Origin of the sequence: uncultured Odoribacter sp. (genome assembly GCF_937966165.1) — a bacterium.
Classification (GTDB): domain Bacteria; phylum Bacteroidota; class Bacteroidia; order Bacteroidales; family Marinifilaceae; genus Culturomica.
Genome location: NZ_CALCLB010000016.1, coordinates 170294 through 187829 on the forward strand (window position 1 = coordinate 170294; position 17536 = coordinate 187829).

At 40.5% G+C, this 17536-nt stretch carries 15 protein-coding genes and 1 pseudogene; 12 read left to right on the forward strand and 4 right to left on the reverse strand.

The genetic code is table 11. The annotated features are described in order from the left end of the window. The first annotated feature begins 32 nt into the window (after window positions 1-32). The 5 genes from Q0465_RS07405 to Q0465_RS07425 all read left to right on the forward strand — a co-directional run bounded on the left by Q0465_RS07405 (window position 33) and on the right by Q0465_RS07425 (window position 5742). Window positions 33-977 (forward strand): hypothetical protein, encoded by a 945-nt coding sequence (locus Q0465_RS07405; protein WP_298614594.1) that lies wholly within the window; start codon window positions 33-35, stop codon window positions 975-977. A gap of 132 nt (window positions 978-1109) precedes the next feature. Continuing rightward, window positions 1110-2219 (forward strand): DUF5031 domain-containing protein, encoded by a 1110-nt coding sequence (locus Q0465_RS07410; RefSeq protein WP_298614596.1) that lies wholly within the window; start codon window positions 1110-1112, stop codon window positions 2217-2219. Window positions 2220-2226: 7 nt separating this feature from the next. Beyond that, window positions 2227-3408, forward strand: coding sequence for a hypothetical protein (locus Q0465_RS07415; RefSeq protein WP_298614598.1), 1182 nt, complete (start codon window positions 2227-2229; stop codon window positions 3406-3408). Between the two features lie 70 nt (window positions 3409-3478). Further along, window positions 3479-4372: a hypothetical protein gene (locus Q0465_RS07420; RefSeq protein ID WP_298614600.1), complete on the forward strand. Its 894-nt coding sequence runs from the start codon at window positions 3479-3481 to the stop codon at window positions 4370-4372. Window positions 4373-4476: 104 nt separating this feature from the next. Next, window positions 4477-5742 carry an LruC domain-containing protein gene (locus Q0465_RS07425; protein ID WP_298614602.1) on the forward strand — a complete coding sequence of 422 codons (1266 nt, stop codon included), beginning with the start codon at window positions 4477-4479 and terminating at the stop codon, window positions 5740-5742. 153 nt (window positions 5743-5895) lie between these two features. On the opposite strand, the gene Q0465_RS07430 is transcribed toward Q0465_RS07425, so the two are convergent. Continuing rightward, a complete protein-coding gene (locus Q0465_RS07430) occupies window positions 5896-6378 on the reverse strand; it encodes a GNAT family N-acetyltransferase (protein ID WP_298614604.1) in 483 nt (160 codons plus the stop codon). Between the two features lies 1 nt (window position 6379). Further along, window positions 6380-7903 carry a hypothetical protein gene (locus tag Q0465_RS07435; protein ID WP_298614606.1) on the reverse strand — a complete coding sequence of 508 codons (1524 nt, stop codon included), beginning with the start codon at window positions 7901-7903 and terminating at the stop codon, window positions 6380-6382. A 406-nt stretch (window positions 7904-8309) separates the two neighbouring features. Between Q0465_RS07435 and Q0465_RS07440 the strand changes: the two are divergent. Beyond that, a pseudogene (locus Q0465_RS07440) lies at window positions 8310-8644 on the forward strand (hypothetical protein); the annotation flags it as partial. 181 nt (window positions 8645-8825) lie between these two features. On the opposite strand, the gene Q0465_RS07445 reads toward Q0465_RS07440, so the two are convergent. Continuing rightward, entirely contained in the window at window positions 8826-9161 is a 336-nt protein-coding gene (locus tag Q0465_RS07445; protein WP_298614856.1) for a pyridoxamine 5'-phosphate oxidase family protein, read from the reverse strand. 181 nt (window positions 9162-9342) lie between these two features. After that, window positions 9343-10494 carry an MFS transporter AraJ gene (gene araJ / locus Q0465_RS07450; protein ID WP_298614608.1) on the reverse strand — a complete coding sequence of 384 codons (1152 nt, stop codon included), beginning with the start codon at window positions 10492-10494 and terminating at the stop codon, window positions 9343-9345. 767 nt (window positions 10495-11261) lie between these two features. Here araJ and Q0465_RS07455 point away from each other — a divergent pair. The 6 genes from Q0465_RS07455 (at window position 11262) to Q0465_RS07480 (ending at window position 17514) form a co-directional block, all read left to right on the forward strand. After that, entirely contained in the window at window positions 11262-12200 is a 939-nt protein-coding gene (locus tag Q0465_RS07455) for a DMT family transporter (protein WP_298614610.1), read from the forward strand. Window positions 12201-12646: 446 nt separating this feature from the next. Continuing rightward, window positions 12647-13087, forward strand: coding sequence for a Fur family transcriptional regulator (locus tag Q0465_RS07460; protein ID WP_298614612.1), 441 nt, complete (start codon window positions 12647-12649; stop codon window positions 13085-13087). Between the two features lie 318 nt (window positions 13088-13405). Beyond that, entirely contained in the window at window positions 13406-15409 is a 2004-nt protein-coding gene (locus Q0465_RS07465) for a heavy metal translocating P-type ATPase (protein WP_298614615.1), read from the forward strand. Window positions 15410-15942: 533 nt separating this feature from the next. Continuing rightward, the gene (locus tag Q0465_RS07470; protein ID WP_298614617.1) at window positions 15943-16146 is read left to right on the forward strand and encodes a hypothetical protein; all 204 of its coding nucleotides are present in this window, start codon (window positions 15943-15945) and stop codon (window positions 16144-16146) included. Window positions 16147-16721: 575 nt separating this feature from the next. Further along, entirely contained in the window at window positions 16722-17207 is a 486-nt protein-coding gene (locus Q0465_RS07475; RefSeq protein ID WP_298614620.1) for a tyrosine-type recombinase/integrase, read from the forward strand. Window positions 17208-17241: 34 nt separating this feature from the next. Next, the gene (locus Q0465_RS07480) at window positions 17242-17514 is read left to right on the forward strand and encodes a DUF1016 N-terminal domain-containing protein (RefSeq protein WP_298614622.1); all 273 of its coding nucleotides are present in this window, start codon (window positions 17242-17244) and stop codon (window positions 17512-17514) included. Window positions 17515-17536: the final 22 nt, after the last annotated feature.

Sequence of the window (17536 nt, forward strand, 5' to 3'; positions counted from 1 at the left end):
AGTTTCGAACCGATTGATTAAAACTGTAAAACATGAAGGGAAGGAATATTGTATACTGGGCGTTATTGTTACTGGCTGCTTCTTGTGTGAGAGAGAAAGAAGGGAGAGAAATAGAAGAATCAGTTTTAGCTACACGTTCCGTTACTTTAAATGTAGGGATGGAAGATGTTTCAGTTTTAATCTTCGGTCGGAACGATCCTGATTTTACGTATCGCAGCAGTATTGTTTCGGGTTGGGATACGCAAGGAAAAACAAGTATCCGCCTGGAGGTCGGAGATTATAAATTCTTGTTTTTCAAATTGTCGGGGTTACATACTTTTTTAGATCCTGAATCATTAACAAATGCTGTTACTTTTGCAGACATAAAGGTTAAAGCAGAAAAAGATCCGGCCCGGGACGGATATGTATGGCCGGCAGATGAACTTTGGTTTCCAGAAAGTGCTGCTATGGCCGATGAGATCTATTCTATCCAGGGAGGAGAAACGGTACGGAATACCTTAACAAGAGCTGTAGGACAAATTGTTCTCCAATTAAAACGCGGGATTCCGGAAAACGGGGAAATCGATTCTTTGCCGTATCCTGCAGGGAAGACGATTATGGATAATATAGAAAAAGTTTCTTTGGACATTGCGGGAGTAGGAGAGGCAGCAGATATTAGAGGAGGAATCGGAAACAGCAAAGTGTTCTGGACAACCGCTCAGGCTAACCGGATTACGAAAAGTGGTTTTGCCATATTTGAAGGTCCTTTCGTATTTCCGTCCGGTACGGGGCAGGAAACAAACGTGAATGTCGTTTTGCTGCCTAAATCAGGCAGTGCTTTCCCGGAACTTTCAAAACAAGTGAAGGGAAAGGTAGAGAGGAACAAACGTCTGGTCATTACACTTTGGGTAACTTCTACCTATAAATTTATCGGGATTACAGTAAAAACTGATCCGATTTCGGCAGAGACCGACGGGGATCAGGGAATATGGAATTAGAAAACGGCCTATTTATGATGCCCATTTACGGATTTGCGTATTGGGTTTCGTAAATCTAAAGATGAGGAGTTATTTGAATATATAAGTTAGAAATAGAGGAAAGAGTTTAGCGTTTATTTAAATAAAAAGGGAATGAAAATAACAGGAATATTCCGGATAATATTTTTTTTGGGATGTGGCATAATGGGAATAGCTTGTTCCGATTCCTGGACAGGGAAAAAGGAAGGAGGAGATACCGATGGTTACCCTGTACTGCTGGAATTAAAAGGAAGGGGGGCATCTGATAATTTAATATATGAATTGTGTATTTTCCGTAAATTACCCGCAGATCCTGATTATCTTCTGGATACATCTTTGGTCTTGCAGGGCAATGGCCAAGACCGGCTCCGGCTGATGAACGATGATTTGAAGAATTACGATTACCGCTTTTTGTTTATAGCGACTCCCGGAAACCGTCCGGAGATAGGTATAGGCGGAAAAAACGGTCAAATGCCGCTTCCGGAAAAGAGTACCTGGGCCGATACCCGTATTATTGTACAACAAGATTCCCTGACTTTGGATAATTATTATGCTATTTTGGATAAACAGGGAAAAGAATTGTGGGATAACGGAGAAATCGAAGGAATATTGACCCGTTTGGTGGGACAAATGGTATTTGATTTTTATAAAATAAATGAATTAAATGTTCCGGTTGATGTAGACCCGTTAACAGCAGATTCTGTCGTTTCTGTTTTCGATCGTGTCTATCAGATTGATATTACTTATACAGGATTAGCGACAGCTATCGGATTTCCGGAGGAGACATTGCCTGTTGGGATGATGGAGCAGGGTACGGTCGTGAGACATATTTATCCCCGTCAAGACGAGCGGTTTAGGGTAAGCATACCTCAGCCCGAAAATCATTTATATGCGACAGCTTTTGGAGTAAAGGGGAGTGCAAGAATTTTAGGTGACTGTTTTCTGCCTGCGGATAAAACCGTCAGAGTCAATATGGTATTTCACTATTTTGATACGACTCCTGTCTGTGAAAATGGGCATGGAGATGCTCCGCATACAAAGGATTGTTATTCCAAAGCACAGATTGCTCTGAATTTGCCTGCAGTTACAGCGTCTTCTGGTTTAAAGATATTGCCCGATTGTTTTACACGAAATAAAGGAGGGATTTATTGTAACCGGATTATTGATATACCTCATACAACGGGTATAACGATTGATGTAGATTGGAAGAATACATTTAAATAGAAGAGAGATGAGAAGAGATAAGATTTGGTGGTTCGGGATACTGGTTTTATTATTTCTGGCTTGTCAGCAGGAGCATTATTGGGAAAGTGACGAAATACTGGCTGAAGGAGAAGAAAATATCGGGGTATCTTTTACTATTTCTCTGGCATCCGGAATGAAGCTGGATTCGGAAATTGTACCGATGAATATAACCCGGGCCGGAGGGGATACCGTTTTGACCCGTATTTGCAATGAATATAAGGCTATTGTAGTAAAAAAGGTAGATACCCGATGGATTATAGACCGGATTGTTTCTCCAAATCTGGGAAAAGGTTCGGCTTGGTCAGAGTTTGGACTAAAAAGAACGGATGTGCTGAGCTCTCTACAACTCGAATTACGGCCGGGCACTTATCGTTTGGTCCTTTTTTTAAATCCTACTTCTGCGAAGTGGAATGAGGACTTAAAACCCGGAATGGTCGTGGAGAATGAAGACGGAACCGTCGTTCCTCCAAAAGTATTGGAATACCTTATTGGTGATTCCGGATATCCAAATGTCGGACTCCGCATGCTGATCCGGGAACTTTTTACTGGTTCTGTGGATTTTGTTGTGAGAAAGACCGATCAGTTGAATCAGGATCCCCATGAAAATCTGCATTCTGTTCAGGTATCCCGGAAAGTGGCTTGTTTCCGGGTCGTATTAAAAGAAAATCCGGAGGCTCCGCACTTTGGAACTACAGAACAGAGTTTTAAGGCGGTTTTTACAGCAGCTGCCGGAAAGTATTTTCCGGATGGACTGGATATATGGGGGAATGCCTGGTATGATAAGGTAAATCCTTGTCATTCAATGGGGGTGTGTATGGTATCCCGTTATCCGCAAGGAAGAACGGATTATTTGGTTTCTTCCTGGACAGGAGTGACTGTTTTCTCTCCTTATTATATCGTAGATGATCAGAATGAAGGGTTACCCTACACAATCAGTGATATTAAAATATTCGGACAGTCGGGAGTACCTTACCAGGTATTTAAGTGTCCGCAAGGTTATACTACCACCCGGGTTTTCAGAACGTCTTATATCGATGGCATTGTTTTGCGACCGATCAATAAGATTTTTTCGGATGAGACTACGCAGGCCGGAGTTTACCTGGAAGAAATAAATGAAGATCCGGGAATCTTATTTGGTCCTTTTATGGAATGGAATAATAAATATTAGTATATTAAAAAGGAGAAAAGGATGGAAATACATTTTTCCTGATAAATGAAATACGGAGAGAGCTTGAAGTATGAAAACGAAAGTATGGTTTATAATGGGGATATTCTTTATCCTGGCAGGTTGTATCAAAGAAGATCTGGATCCTTGTCCGCTTGGAAGGGTAAAGGTAAATGTCTATGCTGAAAAATTTCAGAATTCTTCAGAAAATGCTATGGATAATGTGGAAGGAAGTATAAAAGATCGTATCCGGCATTTGCGTTATTATCTTTACCGGGAAGGGAAAATGGAGCAAAAAGGTATTGTCAGTGATTGGTCTGCTGTAAACGGAGCTTTTTACGCTTTGACTTGGGAAGGGCTCGAATGGGGAGACTATGAATTGATATTGGTAGGTAATTCTACGAAAAATGCTTTATCCGGGGATGAAAATATTGCTGATAATTTAGTGTTGACTTATCCGGGGAGCGAACTGACAGAAGATTATTTTGCTGCCGTTTTGCCGTTTACGGTAAACTGCGATTGTGAACTGGAATTTAACACGGCTTTGTCCCGTTTACAGTCAGTTGTTCGTTATACATTTAAAAACATGCCTGCGGATCTGACGGATATCGAAGTAGAAATGTCCCGTCTGGCAACTAAAAAATATATTACGGGAAGTTATGAGGGAGAAGGAAGTGCTGTAAAGAAATATGCTGTTCTCCCTGTACGGGCAGAAACTGCTGCCGGATTTATTATCGGGACTTTCCCGACACTTATGGATACTAAGGCTGTTTTGAATATGAAGTTATACCGGAATCATGAAGTGGAGCCTTATTACAATCAGGTAGTGACAGACACTCTTAAAGTAAAGCGGAATCAATTGTTAGATATTATTACTACGTTCTCTGACGGTAAAATTGATTTTGAAGTCCGGATCGACGGTAGTTGGGACGGTTTTACCCCCGGCGGAGATACGGAAATAGAATGATGCGGAAAAAGAATAATTAATAAATTCATTTTCAAAGATATAAAATTTGTTTTGTCGTATGAATGTCCTATTTTTGTTCTGTATTAAATAATAATAGTGCAATCATGAAAATATCTTTGTTTAAAATTATTGTTATTCTTTTCCCTTTCCTGTTCTATGCTTGCGTCAATTCCGATTCTTTGAATAAGACGAAGTTGCAGGATAAGGTAACGGAGTTGAAAATTCCAGCCGGATTTGATTGGAAGACTTCTGCAGATATTCGCTGTGATTTTACAGCTCAGCACGATTCCAGGGTGTACGTTTCATTGTCCCGGAATACATCCCCTTTTGCTTCTTTTATAGTGGGAGAAAATGCAGATCAGGTCACTTTAAATGTCCCTACTTATTCGGAATGTTTGTATGTACAGTATGAAACAACGGAAGGATTGTCCGGAGCTAAAGAGCTGCCGATTACGGAAGGGGTTGTTGCTTATCGTGTTCCGGATGACAGTAAAGAATATCGTTCGGAAGGAACTGCCGTTTCGGCTCAGGCAGATGAAAAACCTTATGCTGACCGGAAAGAAAATGTTATTTATTACCCTGCAGACGGTTGGGGTACTTTAATGTTCGAAGATTTATGGCCGGACTACGGAGATTATGATTTAAATGATATTGTAGCCAATTTTAAAGCTCAGGTATATGTGGATGACAAGAATAAAGCAGAGGCTATTTTAGTGGGTATACGTTTAAAAGCCGTCGGAGGAATCTTCCCGTATGAATTTTATTTGCATTTACTGGGAGTAAAGAGTTCAGATATTGATGAGATTGTTCCGTACAATATAGTCAATGCCTCCCCTGCTATTGATTTTGTAGCGGTAGAGCCTGCTAACGGAGATAATGCTCTTTTCCTTTTTAAGGATGTAAAAAATAATCCAAACCGGCCGGCCGGAGGAAAATATATGAATACAGAACCGGGTTATGAGATGGCAGAAAAAGATTTGGTTGAAGTTGCCTATGTGTTATATTTGACGAAACCGCTGCCACTGAATAAAGTATTGTACGATTCTTTTGATTTCTTTATCGGAAATACTTCCAACCAGAAAGAAATACATATTAATGGTTATAAGCCGGTTCTTTTCAATCAGTCTATTTATGTAAAATATAGAAATGAAAGTGTAAATACCGACAGATCAAATGATTTTTATACTTCAAATACCGACTTAATTTGGGGAATAAAAGTACCTGCAGCGATTCCGCATGCTTATGAAAAAGTTGAATTTACCTTGGCTTACCCCAATTTTGCAACCTGGGCCCAGTCCGGAGGAAATCAGTGTCAGGATTGGTATGAGAATACAGGTAACAACCGGGTAAACAGTAATTTGGTAAAATAATTTGCCCTTTAAAGGCGGACCTTTGGAAGTTTTATAGATTTTTATTTAGTTGAGATTTTGTGGGCTGTAAATGCTGATTTGCCTGTTAGCAGGACTTAAATCTCTTCCTGTATAAATAAAAATCAAGAGTACGAAAGGTCCGTCTTCTTTGTATTAAAGTTTTAAGCGAAAAATTTCAGATACGGCTGAAAATCCGTTTTTACGGAAAAAACCATGTGCTGAATGATTATCTATGCCGGATTCCAGATAACAATTTTGTATGCCAAGCGCTTTAAAACAATCTAAAGCTTTTGTCAGGAGTTGTTGTCCGATATGTTTTCCTCTGCAGGCCGGGGCAACCCCCAGATCAAAAATTACACCATAGGGCTGGGCTCCGTCGTTCGTAATACCAAATAAGGTAAATCCGATGATTTTACCTTTTTCTTCATATAAGAGTATTGTATTTTCCGGATTAGCAGATTGTCTGTCCAGGTATTGAAGCCATTTTGTTTTATAATCTTTTGCTAGTTGTCCGCGGTCTGTTGCAATTCCCATTTGGAGTTCACCGTGTGAAATATATTCTTTATGAATCTCTATAAGGGAAGAAAAAAACTCACATAGGGCGTGCCGGTCATCTATTGTATATTTCCGTATCATGTTAAGAATAATTATCGTATTTACAAACTTTTCTTTGTTTAATATATCTTGCTGTCATTTTCAATAAAACCACCAGGCCGTAAGCGATGCCAATGGAAGTAATGATGACTAAAACGATAGCTGTTTGTCTGCCGAGCGCTTTGGATAAACTGGACAGCAAAGGTACATTTTCTCCCTGTAAAACTACACTAAAAAGGGAGGCGACAGAAATAAACAGAAGGATATATTTCGTATCGTTGGATTGACGAATTTCTATGACATTATTGGCATTGTTCAGTGATTTGTCTACCCGCCTGATGGTGATGTCCAATTGTTTTTCGTCTTCTTCAATTTTTAGATTCCGGGCCGTTTCGTAAAACATGTGTTTATGCGACATATAGCGAAGATAACGTACGGAATCCAGTTGGAGGAGAATATTAGATAATTTTACACTGAGGCGTGCATTTTGTTCGATCATATTGTGAATGTTTTCATTCACAGCATTTTTAGAATTATAAATGTACTTGTTTAAAACATAATTGATGGTATGTTTTTTAGCCAGTAAAATTTCCAATAAAACCAGGTATTCCGGCCAGCTGACATGGTAACGGTCCCTTCTCCCCAGATGTTCCTGCCAATCGGTAGGAGCTTCGTTCCCTCTTTTGCCGTAGGTACCGAAAACGACACTCATGTTTTCATTGGTTAAAACCAGATCGTCTGTGTCAATGGCTATGTTTCTGCCGCAGATTTCCGGAAAGCTGGAATCCATCCGGTAAGGCCATTCTTCAGGGTAAAGGGTCATTAATCCAACGAGTTCTGCCTGATGGGCTGTTTCGATATGCTGGATAATGTCGTCTTCCCGCATTTGAGAAAAATCGATATTCCCTTGATGTCCGATAGATTCCCAGATATCAATAAAAATATAATTGTGTGCAGGATAGTAGAATTTGCTTTCCGGGGATTTATCAAAAAAATTCCGGTACCGTTTTTGGATTTCTTCAAAAGTGATTTTTACCTCCTTTACAGGTTCTTCGCAAAACAGGGCTTCTGCATTTAAATGGAGATTGGTGATTTTTACCTTTTTCAAAGCCCCGTCTATTTCTTGTTTCTCTGCTTCCTGATTATAAACCCAATGTTCAACATGCTGTACAATTCCGGCTATAATAATTAATTGGTCCGTATTAAAAGGCTCACTGATTTGACAAAAAGGGGTCGTATCAATTTTCCCTCCGGGAGGTACAATAATCCGATAAGAGATTTCTACTGTAGCATCAAAAAATACAGCCGCCCATACATGTACATGGCCTTTTAAAGTAGCTGTATTCGGTTTATCAATTGTGATTTCGATATCAAAACCTTCCAATTCATACCGGTCTACAATCTTGTCTTTATGGGTAAAAAGCTGGTCGTCTATATTCCCTTCTTTTATCGGTTTTATAAAACCGCAATGGGGGATTTTTATTTGAGGAGAGGTAAATGTTTGAATCAGTATGATGGAAAATTCATTGTATAGTAAACCACATTCACATTGACCTAGATTTTTCATAGCAACACTATTTTTTACAAATATAGAGATTTTTTGCAGGTAAGCTTTCGGGTTTTACGATAAACGTTGACGATTTTTATTCACAGGGAGGGACTTTTAGGATTAAATCGGAATAAATCTATATATTCAATTATACTTCTTTTGAAGGAAGAAAAGCCTGATAATGAGGAAAAATGCATTTCATATAAGATTAAACTAAAACAGCCCGAAAGCCCATTCCTTTTACAGACTTATAGAAATTCCAGCAAAAGTTCTTTTTTTAGTATTTCTACATTCATATTTTCGATGCAGAGGTCCCCCTCTTTGACCATTTGATTAATTTCTTTCGATTATGCCGGGCGTTTTACATTTAAATAATCGGCTAACTGAGTTTTGTTATGCACCATTTTGATAATATCCGAGTTCGGGCGTTTGGGGGCAGGATCCGCAAATTGATAAAAACGGAAGATTTGTTATGAATGAAGTCTGGGCCCGTTTGAATTTTGGAAAAGGTTTTTTACTCAGTTGGGGAGACAGACTTTATCCTATGATGATGAACGTATTCTCGGGGGATTGGATTGGAATGTGGCAGGGCGTTATCACGATGCATTAAAACTAGGGTATGAAAGCAAGGTTCATCGGCTTCACCTTATTCTGGCCTTTAACCAGAATGATGAAAAGGTCCTGGGCGGAACCTATTATAAGGCTGGAGGACAGCCCTATAAAAATATGCAGTCAGCTTGGTATCGTTATCAAGCTGAACAGAACCGTTTCGGGCAGACTCTGGAAATGTTGAAGGCTTATCCTTTGGAGGAACGGATTTGTTTTGAAGAGTTGTGTCATTTTGAATTGAGCGATTTATATATGAACGTAAATGATAAACGTGCTGTTGCTGAGATCAAAAAAATGGCGGAGTTACACAACGAAGGGATACAGATGAATCTTACTTTCCAGCGTCTTTTGCAGAGGAATATTTGGAAAGTAAAAGTGAAAGGGCTTGCCTGCGTTCCTCTGGAACAAGTCGGATCCGGGTTTCACCATGAAGTATAATGCTTTCATAAGCAGTCGTAAATTTATCTGCAATAACCCGGGTTTTCCCGACAACACAAAAGGAGACTTGCGGGCAAAGTACAATACAATGTAATTTACGGCCTTCGGGAGCACAGTGCATGTAGATCGAGTTACGGTTATCCCAGACGTAGTTGACAGGGACTCCATAAGCTCCTCCCTTTTCACCTTGCAAAGAAAGAATTCCGAATTCCCCTTTCCTCTGCAACATAATGGCGTTTTCTTCTTCTAATAGACGATCCTGTCGTCTGATGTTTCTATTGTTGTAATCCAAATACTCTTTTAAAAATGAAGGAGGGATTTTATACAAAATAGGGGCAAAATTAATTATGCAATTGTCATCCGGATGACAGTTAATCGGATTTCAGTTGCCTCCGGTATTCCTGAAGCAATCAGTGGGCCGCATTTTCGTATTTCTTAAAGAATATTGTCAGTAAGATAAATCCCAACAGGGCGAAAGGAACACCGATTAAGGCCGGATACTGATAACCGAGACCGGCTTTCAGAGGCAACCCTCCAAGTGTGGCCCCTATCGCATTTCCTAAATTAAAAGCTACTTGTATACAGGCGGCTCCCAATAATTCTCCGCCTTTGGCGAAATGAATGATGGAAACTTGCAACGGACTGGATACCGCAAAGAGTCCCATTGTACAAATACACATCAGTATTGCAGTAAGCCAGTCGATACGGGCAGCAAAGAAGATGGACAACAAGGCAAAGCAAATTATTATCTGCGTAAAAGCTGCGACCCGCCCGGGACTATATTTATCTGCAAGGCGTCCGCCTGCCAGATTCCCAAGTACCATACCCCCTCCAGCCAATATCATCAGAAAGGTAATACTTCGGGCAGGGAAACCTGATACTTCCGTCAGAAGCGGGTTGATATAACTGTACCAGCAAAAGACACTCCCATTGCCAAACAGTGTAGCACCCAGAATAAGCCAGGGGGCCGTTGTCTTCAGAAAGCGGAATTGCCCTTTAAAGCCTCTATCCGGAAGTCCTTCTACCGGGGGCACCCACTTCCAGATGAAATAAAGTACGATAATACCCCAAACCCCGACGAGCAAAAAGGTAAGCCGCCAGGATAACAGCGTGCTCAGAAAAGTGCCTAGAGGAACCCCGAAGAGATTGGCTACGGTCATACCAGCAATCATAATGGAAACTGCTTCAGAACCTTTCCCTTTATCGGCCAGTTTTTCAGCCACAATAGAAGCTACTCCGAAATAAGCTCCGTGTGGAAGGCCGGAGATAAAACGGGCCCCTAACATAAACCAGTAAGTGGGAGAGAAAGCAGCCAGGGTATTACCCATCATCATGATAGCGATTAACCCCAGTAATATTTTCTTTAACGGCAGTTTGCGGGCAAGTGTCAGCAGGGGAGCTCCGGCACAAACACCTAATGCATAGGCAGAAATCAAATGTCCTGCCGTTGGAATAGTGATGTGCAGGTCTTTGGCTACGTAAGGTAATATAGCCATCATAACGAATTCTGCTATTCCAAGGCCCAGAGTACCGAATCCCAAAGCAATAAGACTCTTTTTCATGACAATCAGAAGTTTAAAAAATAAGTAGAGGAACGCTATTATTTAAGTGTCCGATTCTTTTATCGAAATCGTCTCTTTTAAAGTTCAGGTAGTTTTAGATTATTTTTACCGGAATGATTCCGTTTAAATAAGTAAAACAGGGATGATTTATGGATTATCCTTAAAATAAAGACCGTATAAAAATTGTTTGTTTATTCTATTACAGAAAATACATTTCCGGCTGTTTTTATTTGTAAAAAAAGCACCGGTTTCCGCATCGTTTCCTTTTTTCATTTACTGAGCATTTAATGAATTGCCAAGGGCTGAACGGGATGTTCGACAAAGTCAGCGCAAAAATAATTATATTTTTAACTTCCTATTTTTCCCCTTTGAATAAGGTAACTATTTTTTGAAAGTTTTTTTCGGATGTTGTAGAATTATGCCTGTTCAAGATTGAAAAAATTTAAGAGATTAACGGCACTTTACACCGGATGGGAATTCGCCCGATGCCTCACAGAACCCTTCGGTTCCGATTAAAAAAGAATCAGGGGCCGTCGTTCTTCGAATCAGCAAAGCATTTGTACCCTTGTTCCTTGGAAACCAGCCTGAACATTTTTCTTTTTAAACAAATTTAAATCTGTCCTTTATGCCGTTCTGTTGTTGACGGATTTGAATTGTTCAGGCAGTTATTCCCCTTTTATTTGCATGTATAATTTATGTTTCGCATGGATTTGTTTTGTGAATAGAATTGTTGGGAAAATATTATTTTTGTCGCCAAAATAATTGCTATGAATGTAAAAGCTAAAGGTTATTTGTTGGGCGCTATTGCTGCGGCTACTTACGGGATGAATCCTTTATTTGCCCTTCCGCTTTATAAGGCGGGGATGAATCCGGATTCTGTCCTTTTTTTCAGATACCTGTTTGCTATTCCGATTTTGGGCATTATGCTTAAAGCGAGGGGAAGGAGTTTCAAATTAAAACGAAAAGAGGTTATTCCTTTGATAATTATGGGATTATTGGTTGCCCTTTCTTCTCTCACCCTATTCCAGAGCTATAACTATATGGAGGTAGGAATTGCTTCGACTTTGTTATTTGTATACCCGATCATGGTGGCATTGATCATGGCAGTGGTTTTTAAAGAAAAATTAAATTTACTGACTGTTTTGTGTATTTTACTGGCATTGGCCGGCATAGGGTTGCTCTATAAGGGAGGAGGTAATTCCACTCTCAGTCTGACGGGTATAGCTTTAGTCATGGTTTCAGCCCTTTCTTATGCTATTTATATTGTAGGGGTAAATCAATCTGTACTGAAAGATATTGCAACGCTCCGGCTGACTTTTTATGTTTTGCTTTTCGGACTGGCATTGTTTCTGGTACGTGTAGATTTCGGGAGCCGTTTGATTGTTGCAGACGAATGGTATCTTTGGGGGAATCTGCTGGCTTTGGCTGTTTTTCCGACTGCGATATCGTTTCTTTGTACTACTCAGGCCATACAGTATATCGGTTCTACTCCGACAGCTATTCTCGGGGCCCTGGAGCCAGTGACGGCTGTTTTTTTCGGGGTTGCTGTTTTTGGAGAATCATTGACGCTGAGACTGGGTTGCGGAATACTGTTGATTATTTTGGCTGTGACCTTGATTATTGCCGGAAGTAATATTACAACATATCTGGTGCGTTTCAGAAAACTGTTTCCGAGAATCCCGGTTAAGAATAAAAAAAATCGGTAATCCGGTTCAATATTCCGGACCTCTTTTGTCTGGCCGTTTTTCCTATTCAGTATTATTCAGATTGGTTTAGCTGGAAAGGGATACGGAAAAGCATATATTTTTCAGTTTTGCAACTCAGTTGCATTTCGTTTGTTGTATTTTTACGATCAGGTAAAACAGAGGAGGCCGAAAGGAAATTTCATTGACAGACAGGTCGTTTTTTAAAATGGTTCCCGGCTTGTTGATTCAATATTCAGCTATTTGCAGGTTCGGCTATTTCGGATCTTCTGATAAATTTTTGGGGGGAAGTGAATAAACGAAACGATATTCCGGACTGATCGGTTTTACGCCGGACTGATTGTTTGTCAGACATGGAATTGCCGGACAAATAGAGGCCAGGTACAAATTGCCCTTCGTCATTTGAAAATAACACATTTAAGTTTGGAATAAATAGAATAAAGAAAATTATGTCCGTAGAACAATGTGAAGAAAAGCTGAAAGATAAAGGTGTACGTCCGACAGCAGCAAGGATTCTTATTTTGCAAAAATTATCTGAATTAACCCGTCCTGTTTCTTTATTTGAACTGGAAGCACAATTCGGAACTTTGGATAAGTCGACAATTTCCCGTACACTATCTGTTTTATTGGAACATCATGCTATTCATTCCTTTGAAGATGGCAGTGGCTCTATGAAATATGAAATATGCCGGAGTCCGTCCAATACTTGCTACATTGGTGACAGACATATACATTTCTATTGTGAAATATGCCATAAAACAGAGTGTATAAGCAATGTAAAAATCCCTTTGGTACAATTGCCCGAAGGATATGTGATAGATACGATTAATTATACCGTGAAAGGAATTTGTCCGGCTTGCCGCAGGAACGACAATTCGTTATCCGTTTAAAAATTCAGTGGTTTACCGGACTGGAAATCCGGTTTTTTTATTTTCAGGTTGTACTTTTCTGGGAAGCAGTTAATGTCTGGCAAATGAATTACAGGAATATTCCTGATAAATTTTTCCCCGGATTTATGCATAATTTCAGGTCTGTAAAACTTACCCGGTTTCTGCCCGGTCTTTTTCAAACGGACCGGCATTGTTCTTCTCAGTACTTTTGCATTGATCCGGTAAAGGTAAATTTAGAAATTACCTGACCGGATTTTGCAATCCGGTTGCGAAACTCTTCTTCTATTTTTGTAACGAATAAATTAAAAAGATACAGTTATGGGAGAAATATACCAGCATCATGCGCATTCCTTTCCGGGTTCCCGGGCTCAGGCCGGGATGCCTTCTCCTGATGGAGAATGTTGTCATAACAGTTCTAAAGAATGTGCTCACGATCATGCAAGTAAGGCCTGGGGACTTGTATGTATCCTTACCTCTTTTGTGTTGTTGGGAATAGGACTTTTTTTACGGCATTCAGGAACGGCTTGGTTTGCTTATGCAGGAATAGAATTGGTTTGGTTTTTGGTTGCTTTTCTGCCGGTGGGATTACCTGTTTTACAGGAAGCTTTGCATGCATTGCGGCAGAAAGATTTTTGTAATGAATTTTCATTGATGGTTATGGCTGCAGCAGGTGCATTTTGTATTGGAGAATATCCCGAAGCGGTGGCTGTTATGCTTTTCTATACAGTAGGTGAAATGTTACAACACCGGGCTGTAGACCGTGCTTCCCGGAATATCAGCCGATTGTTGGATGTCCGCCCGGAACAGACGGAGGTATTGCGTGCACAAGGGTATATCAGTGTATCCCCCCGGACCGTGGGTATTGGTGAGCAAATTCAAATAAAACCCGGTGGACGGATTCCCTTAGACGGCATATTGCTGGAAGAACAGGCTCTGTTTGATACTTCGGCATTGACAGGGGAGAGTGTGCCGCGGACCATAAAACGGGGCGAAGAAGTACTTGCCGGAATGGTGGTTTGCGGTCAGACGGTACATTTGCAGGTAAACCGGCCTTACGGCCAAAGTGCACTGGCCCGCATACTGGTTTTGGTGAAAAATGCTGCGGAGCGTAAGGCTCCTGCGGAATTGTTTATCCGTCGTTTTGCGCGGATTTATACTCCTGTGGTAACCTTGTTAGCCCTGCTCATTGTCGTGCTTCCTGCTTTTATAAGCCTGTGGATTCCTGCTTTTCATTATGTTTTTGCGGACTGGTTGTACAGAGGATTGGTATTTTTGGTTATTTCGTGTCCCTGTGCGTTAGTCATCAGCGTACCGTTGGGGTATTTCGGAGGAATAGGGGCGGCATCCCGTGCCGGAATTTTGTTTAAAGGCGGGAATTATCTGGATGCTATTACAAGAATAAATACAATTGTTTTCGATAAAACGGGTACGCTCACAAGCGGACATTTCAACGTAACCGGCATACAGTGTCAGGGCATTTCCGCTGCTGATTTATTGGGCATTTTGCTTGCTGTAGAACAAAAAAGTACACATCCCGTTGCCCGGGCAGTTGTTTGTTATGCAAAGGAGCGGGGAATTATAGCCGGAGAAGCCGGAGAGGTAAGTGAGCTGGCAGGTCATGGTATGGAAGCCATTGTAAACGGGCAGCGGATCGTGGTAGGTAATATCCGTTTACTGACAGGACGGGGTATCGCTGTGCCGGTGCAGTTGTCCGATAACATTGCGACTGTTGTGGCTTGTGCCGTCGATGGGCAATATGCCGGGCATTTGTTATTGTCCGATACCTTGAAAGAAGATGCCATAGAAACCATCCAGCGGTTGAAAGAACTGAATGTGACGGATATTCGTCTGTTGTCCGGTGATAAAAGTGAGATTGTAGCGGAGTATGCCGGACGTTTGGGTATTGATAAAGCTTATGGAGACCTCTTACCGGAGGATAAGGCGGTCTATGTGGAAGAGATGACTGCAGAACCGGGTAAATCAGTGGCTTTCGTAGGAGATGGTATGAATGATGCTCCGGTATTGGCATTGAGTCATGTAGGAATTGCTATGGGAGGATTGGGATCGGATGCTGCCATAGAAAGTGCAGATGTCGTAATTCAGACCGACCAGCCCTCGAAAGTAGCAACGGCTATTATCATCGGACGTACGACCCGGAATATTGTTCGTCAGAATATTGTGGGGGCCATTGGGGTGAAGGGAGTTGTTTTGCTGGCAGGAACTTTGGGATATGCTACATTGTGGGGAGCTGTTTTTGCTGATGTCGGAGTAGCCTTGCTGGCTGTTCTCAATGCTGTCCGTATCCTGAATAAGAAATTCTAAAAAAGTACCCCGGGGACGGGGGAAGGTGCTATTTTATATTTGTTGTTGGGTTTTACTTGCGTCCTGGTCTGCTTATCGGCTTATTTAGCAGAGTTTTTAAAATCGTCCGGAGGATTTTGATTAAGAGGTAGTCGGAAATGCGACAAAATTGCGACAAGACATTAAAGACAAAGAAAAAAGCAGTCACATTTTCATGTAACTGCTTGATTTCCAGAGAGCGGAAAACGGGACTCAAACCCGCGACCCCCAGCTTGGAAGGTGGACAAAAGATGTACGTATTCTATTTGAAGTTCTTTAAGTCTGATGTAATTTTGCACTGTAGATGAGATAATCGCGTGTTCAATTCTCTTGGATTTACTTGTTTTTGTTTGTATTAGAATTGTGACAAAAACGCGACAGAACAGTGAAATAAAACATATTCTGCGACAAAATTGCGACAAAACAACACGCATGAATTGAGTTAATAATCGATTTATTGCGTACTTATGTATCAGACAACAATTCCTAACAAAAAAGGTTGATTATTCAAATTAATGACAGCCGAAAACCGGAAGCGTAAAGATTCCACCTTTCCAATCGGATTAATCCTGAATTTCTGCGGTCAGCGGAAACTGATCATATTGGATATATCCGCAAAGCCCAAACAATGGAATACCGATTTTGAACGGTTCATCGCAACAGGTTCACAATCCTATCCCGATGCACTGATATGTAATGCATACCTGAATTCATTATGATCTGGAAGAAGCCGTTTCCGATTTTGTCAAACGAAAAATCTCTTTTATAAACACGATGACTATAGAACGTCTGTTTGTTGAAAAGAAAACAACCAAATTCAAAAGTTATGTTCTGCAATTTATAGAATAACTCGAAAAACAAGAGCGTTTCGGACACGCCCGGACTTTCCGTGAATTACTATATTATCTTGGATGATTTGATAAATCCTTAGACAAACGCATGTTTGCAGATATCAATTATGAATATGTTAGGAAATATGTCTAGGAGCAATTGAAGAACGGATGTAAGAAAGGTGGCATATCCGTTAACGTCAGATCGCTAAGAACAGTACACAGCCATTCAGGATAATGTCGGAAGTCTTGAAACCTACCCCTTTTCAAACCGCTATAGGACAATGACGGGCAAAAAGATTTTCAGCGTAGATACGCAACTGAAAACCAAAACAAGAAAACGATTTATTCCGAAAAAATATCTTCTACAGTTTTATAACTATCAATTCAAGAATCCTGTTTATACGAGAACACAATATCTATTCTTCTTCTCTTTCTTCTGTGGGGGAATTAACTTTGTGGATATGTCAACGCTAAAGAATACCGATATTCTTAGTGGCTATACCAAAGAGGGAATAGCACAGAGATATTTTATATACGAAAGGGATAAAACCCATGAACCGATAGAAGTGGATTTGAATAAAGACATAGAACAACAAATCAACTATCTGAAAGAAAACTTTCCCTGTATGGAAAACTATCTGTTACCCATCGTAACCACTGATGAAAACGGAAAGGCTTTGTATGAACACATCCTGAATAAACGGAAGAAATTCAACAAATACCTGAAAAGGATGGCAAAACTGATGGAATTTCCGGAGGGATTAGAAGACCTTTCTACCTATTTCGCCCGTCACAGCTTCGCCATGATTTTATTCAATAAAACCAAGAGTATTGATATCGTTTCGGCAGGTTTGCACCACGTAAGTACAGAAACGACCAAAATATACCTTGAGGGATTTGGTAAGGATGAAATAGCGGGAATGACGGATGGATTATTGGCTTCGTAATTAATTTTATAGCTTTGCATAAAATAATGGAATCATGAGTAAACCAATCAAAACCGATAATAGTTACAAGGCGTGGATTATGGAGCTAAAGCAACGTATCCGGCTGTCGCAGATCAAAGCAGCTGTAAAGGTGAACATAGAAATGTTATACCTGTATTGGTCTATCGGCGAGGATATAGTGAATAGAAACGCTGAGGCGGTGTGGGGAAAGAGCGTTATAAACCAACTTTCACAGGATTTGAAGGATGAATTTCCGTATATGAAGGGTTTTTCTCCACGTAATTTGGTTTATATGAAGCAAATGTAATTGTTATATAATAGTGGCGAGA

Bases quoted from the DNA above. Each gene is read 5' to 3' on its own strand.
- Q0465_RS07405 (WP_298614594.1), top strand. From the start codon at position 33: ATGAAGGGAAGGAATATTGTATACTGGGCGTTATTGTTACTGGCTGCT.
- Q0465_RS07410 (WP_298614596.1), top strand. From the start codon at position 1,110: ATGAAAATAACAGGAATATTCCGGATAATATTTTTTTTGGGATGTGGC.
- Q0465_RS07455 (WP_298614610.1), top strand. From the start codon at position 11,262: ATGAATGTAAAAGCTAAAGGTTATTTGTTGGGCGCTATTGCTGCGGCT.
- Q0465_RS07415 (WP_298614598.1), top strand. From the start codon at position 2,227: ATGAGAAGAGATAAGATTTGGTGGTTCGGGATACTGGTTTTATTATTT.
- Q0465_RS07420 (WP_298614600.1), top strand. From the start codon at position 3,479: ATGAAAACGAAAGTATGGTTTATAATGGGGATATTCTTTATCCTGGCA.
- Q0465_RS07460 (WP_298614612.1), top strand. From the start codon at position 12,647: ATGTCCGTAGAACAATGTGAAGAAAAGCTGAAAGATAAAGGTGTACGT.
- Q0465_RS07480 (WP_298614622.1), top strand. From the start codon at position 17,242: ATGAGTAAACCAATCAAAACCGATAATAGTTACAAGGCGTGGATTATG.
- Q0465_RS07475 (WP_298614620.1), top strand. From the start codon at position 16,722: ATGTCAACGCTAAAGAATACCGATATTCTTAGTGGCTATACCAAAGAG.
- Q0465_RS07445 (WP_298614856.1), bottom strand. From the start codon at position 9,161: ATGTTGCAGAGGAAAGGGGAATTCGGAATTCTTTCTTTGCAAGGTGAA.
- Q0465_RS07465 (WP_298614615.1), top strand. From the start codon at position 13,406: ATGGGAGAAATATACCAGCATCATGCGCATTCCTTTCCGGGTTCCCGG.
- araJ (WP_298614608.1), bottom strand. From the start codon at position 10,494: ATGAAAAAGAGTCTTATTGCTTTGGGATTCGGTACTCTGGGCCTTGGA.
- Q0465_RS07435 (WP_298614606.1), bottom strand. From the start codon at position 7,903: ATGAAAAATCTAGGTCAATGTGAATGTGGTTTACTATACAATGAATTT.
- Q0465_RS07430 (WP_298614604.1), bottom strand. From the start codon at position 6,378: ATGATACGGAAATATACAATAGATGACCGGCACGCCCTATGTGAGTTT.
- Q0465_RS07470 (WP_298614617.1), top strand. From the start codon at position 15,943: ATGACAGCCGAAAACCGGAAGCGTAAAGATTCCACCTTTCCAATCGGA.
- Q0465_RS07425 (WP_298614602.1), top strand. From the start codon at position 4,477: ATGAAAATATCTTTGTTTAAAATTATTGTTATTCTTTTCCCTTTCCTG.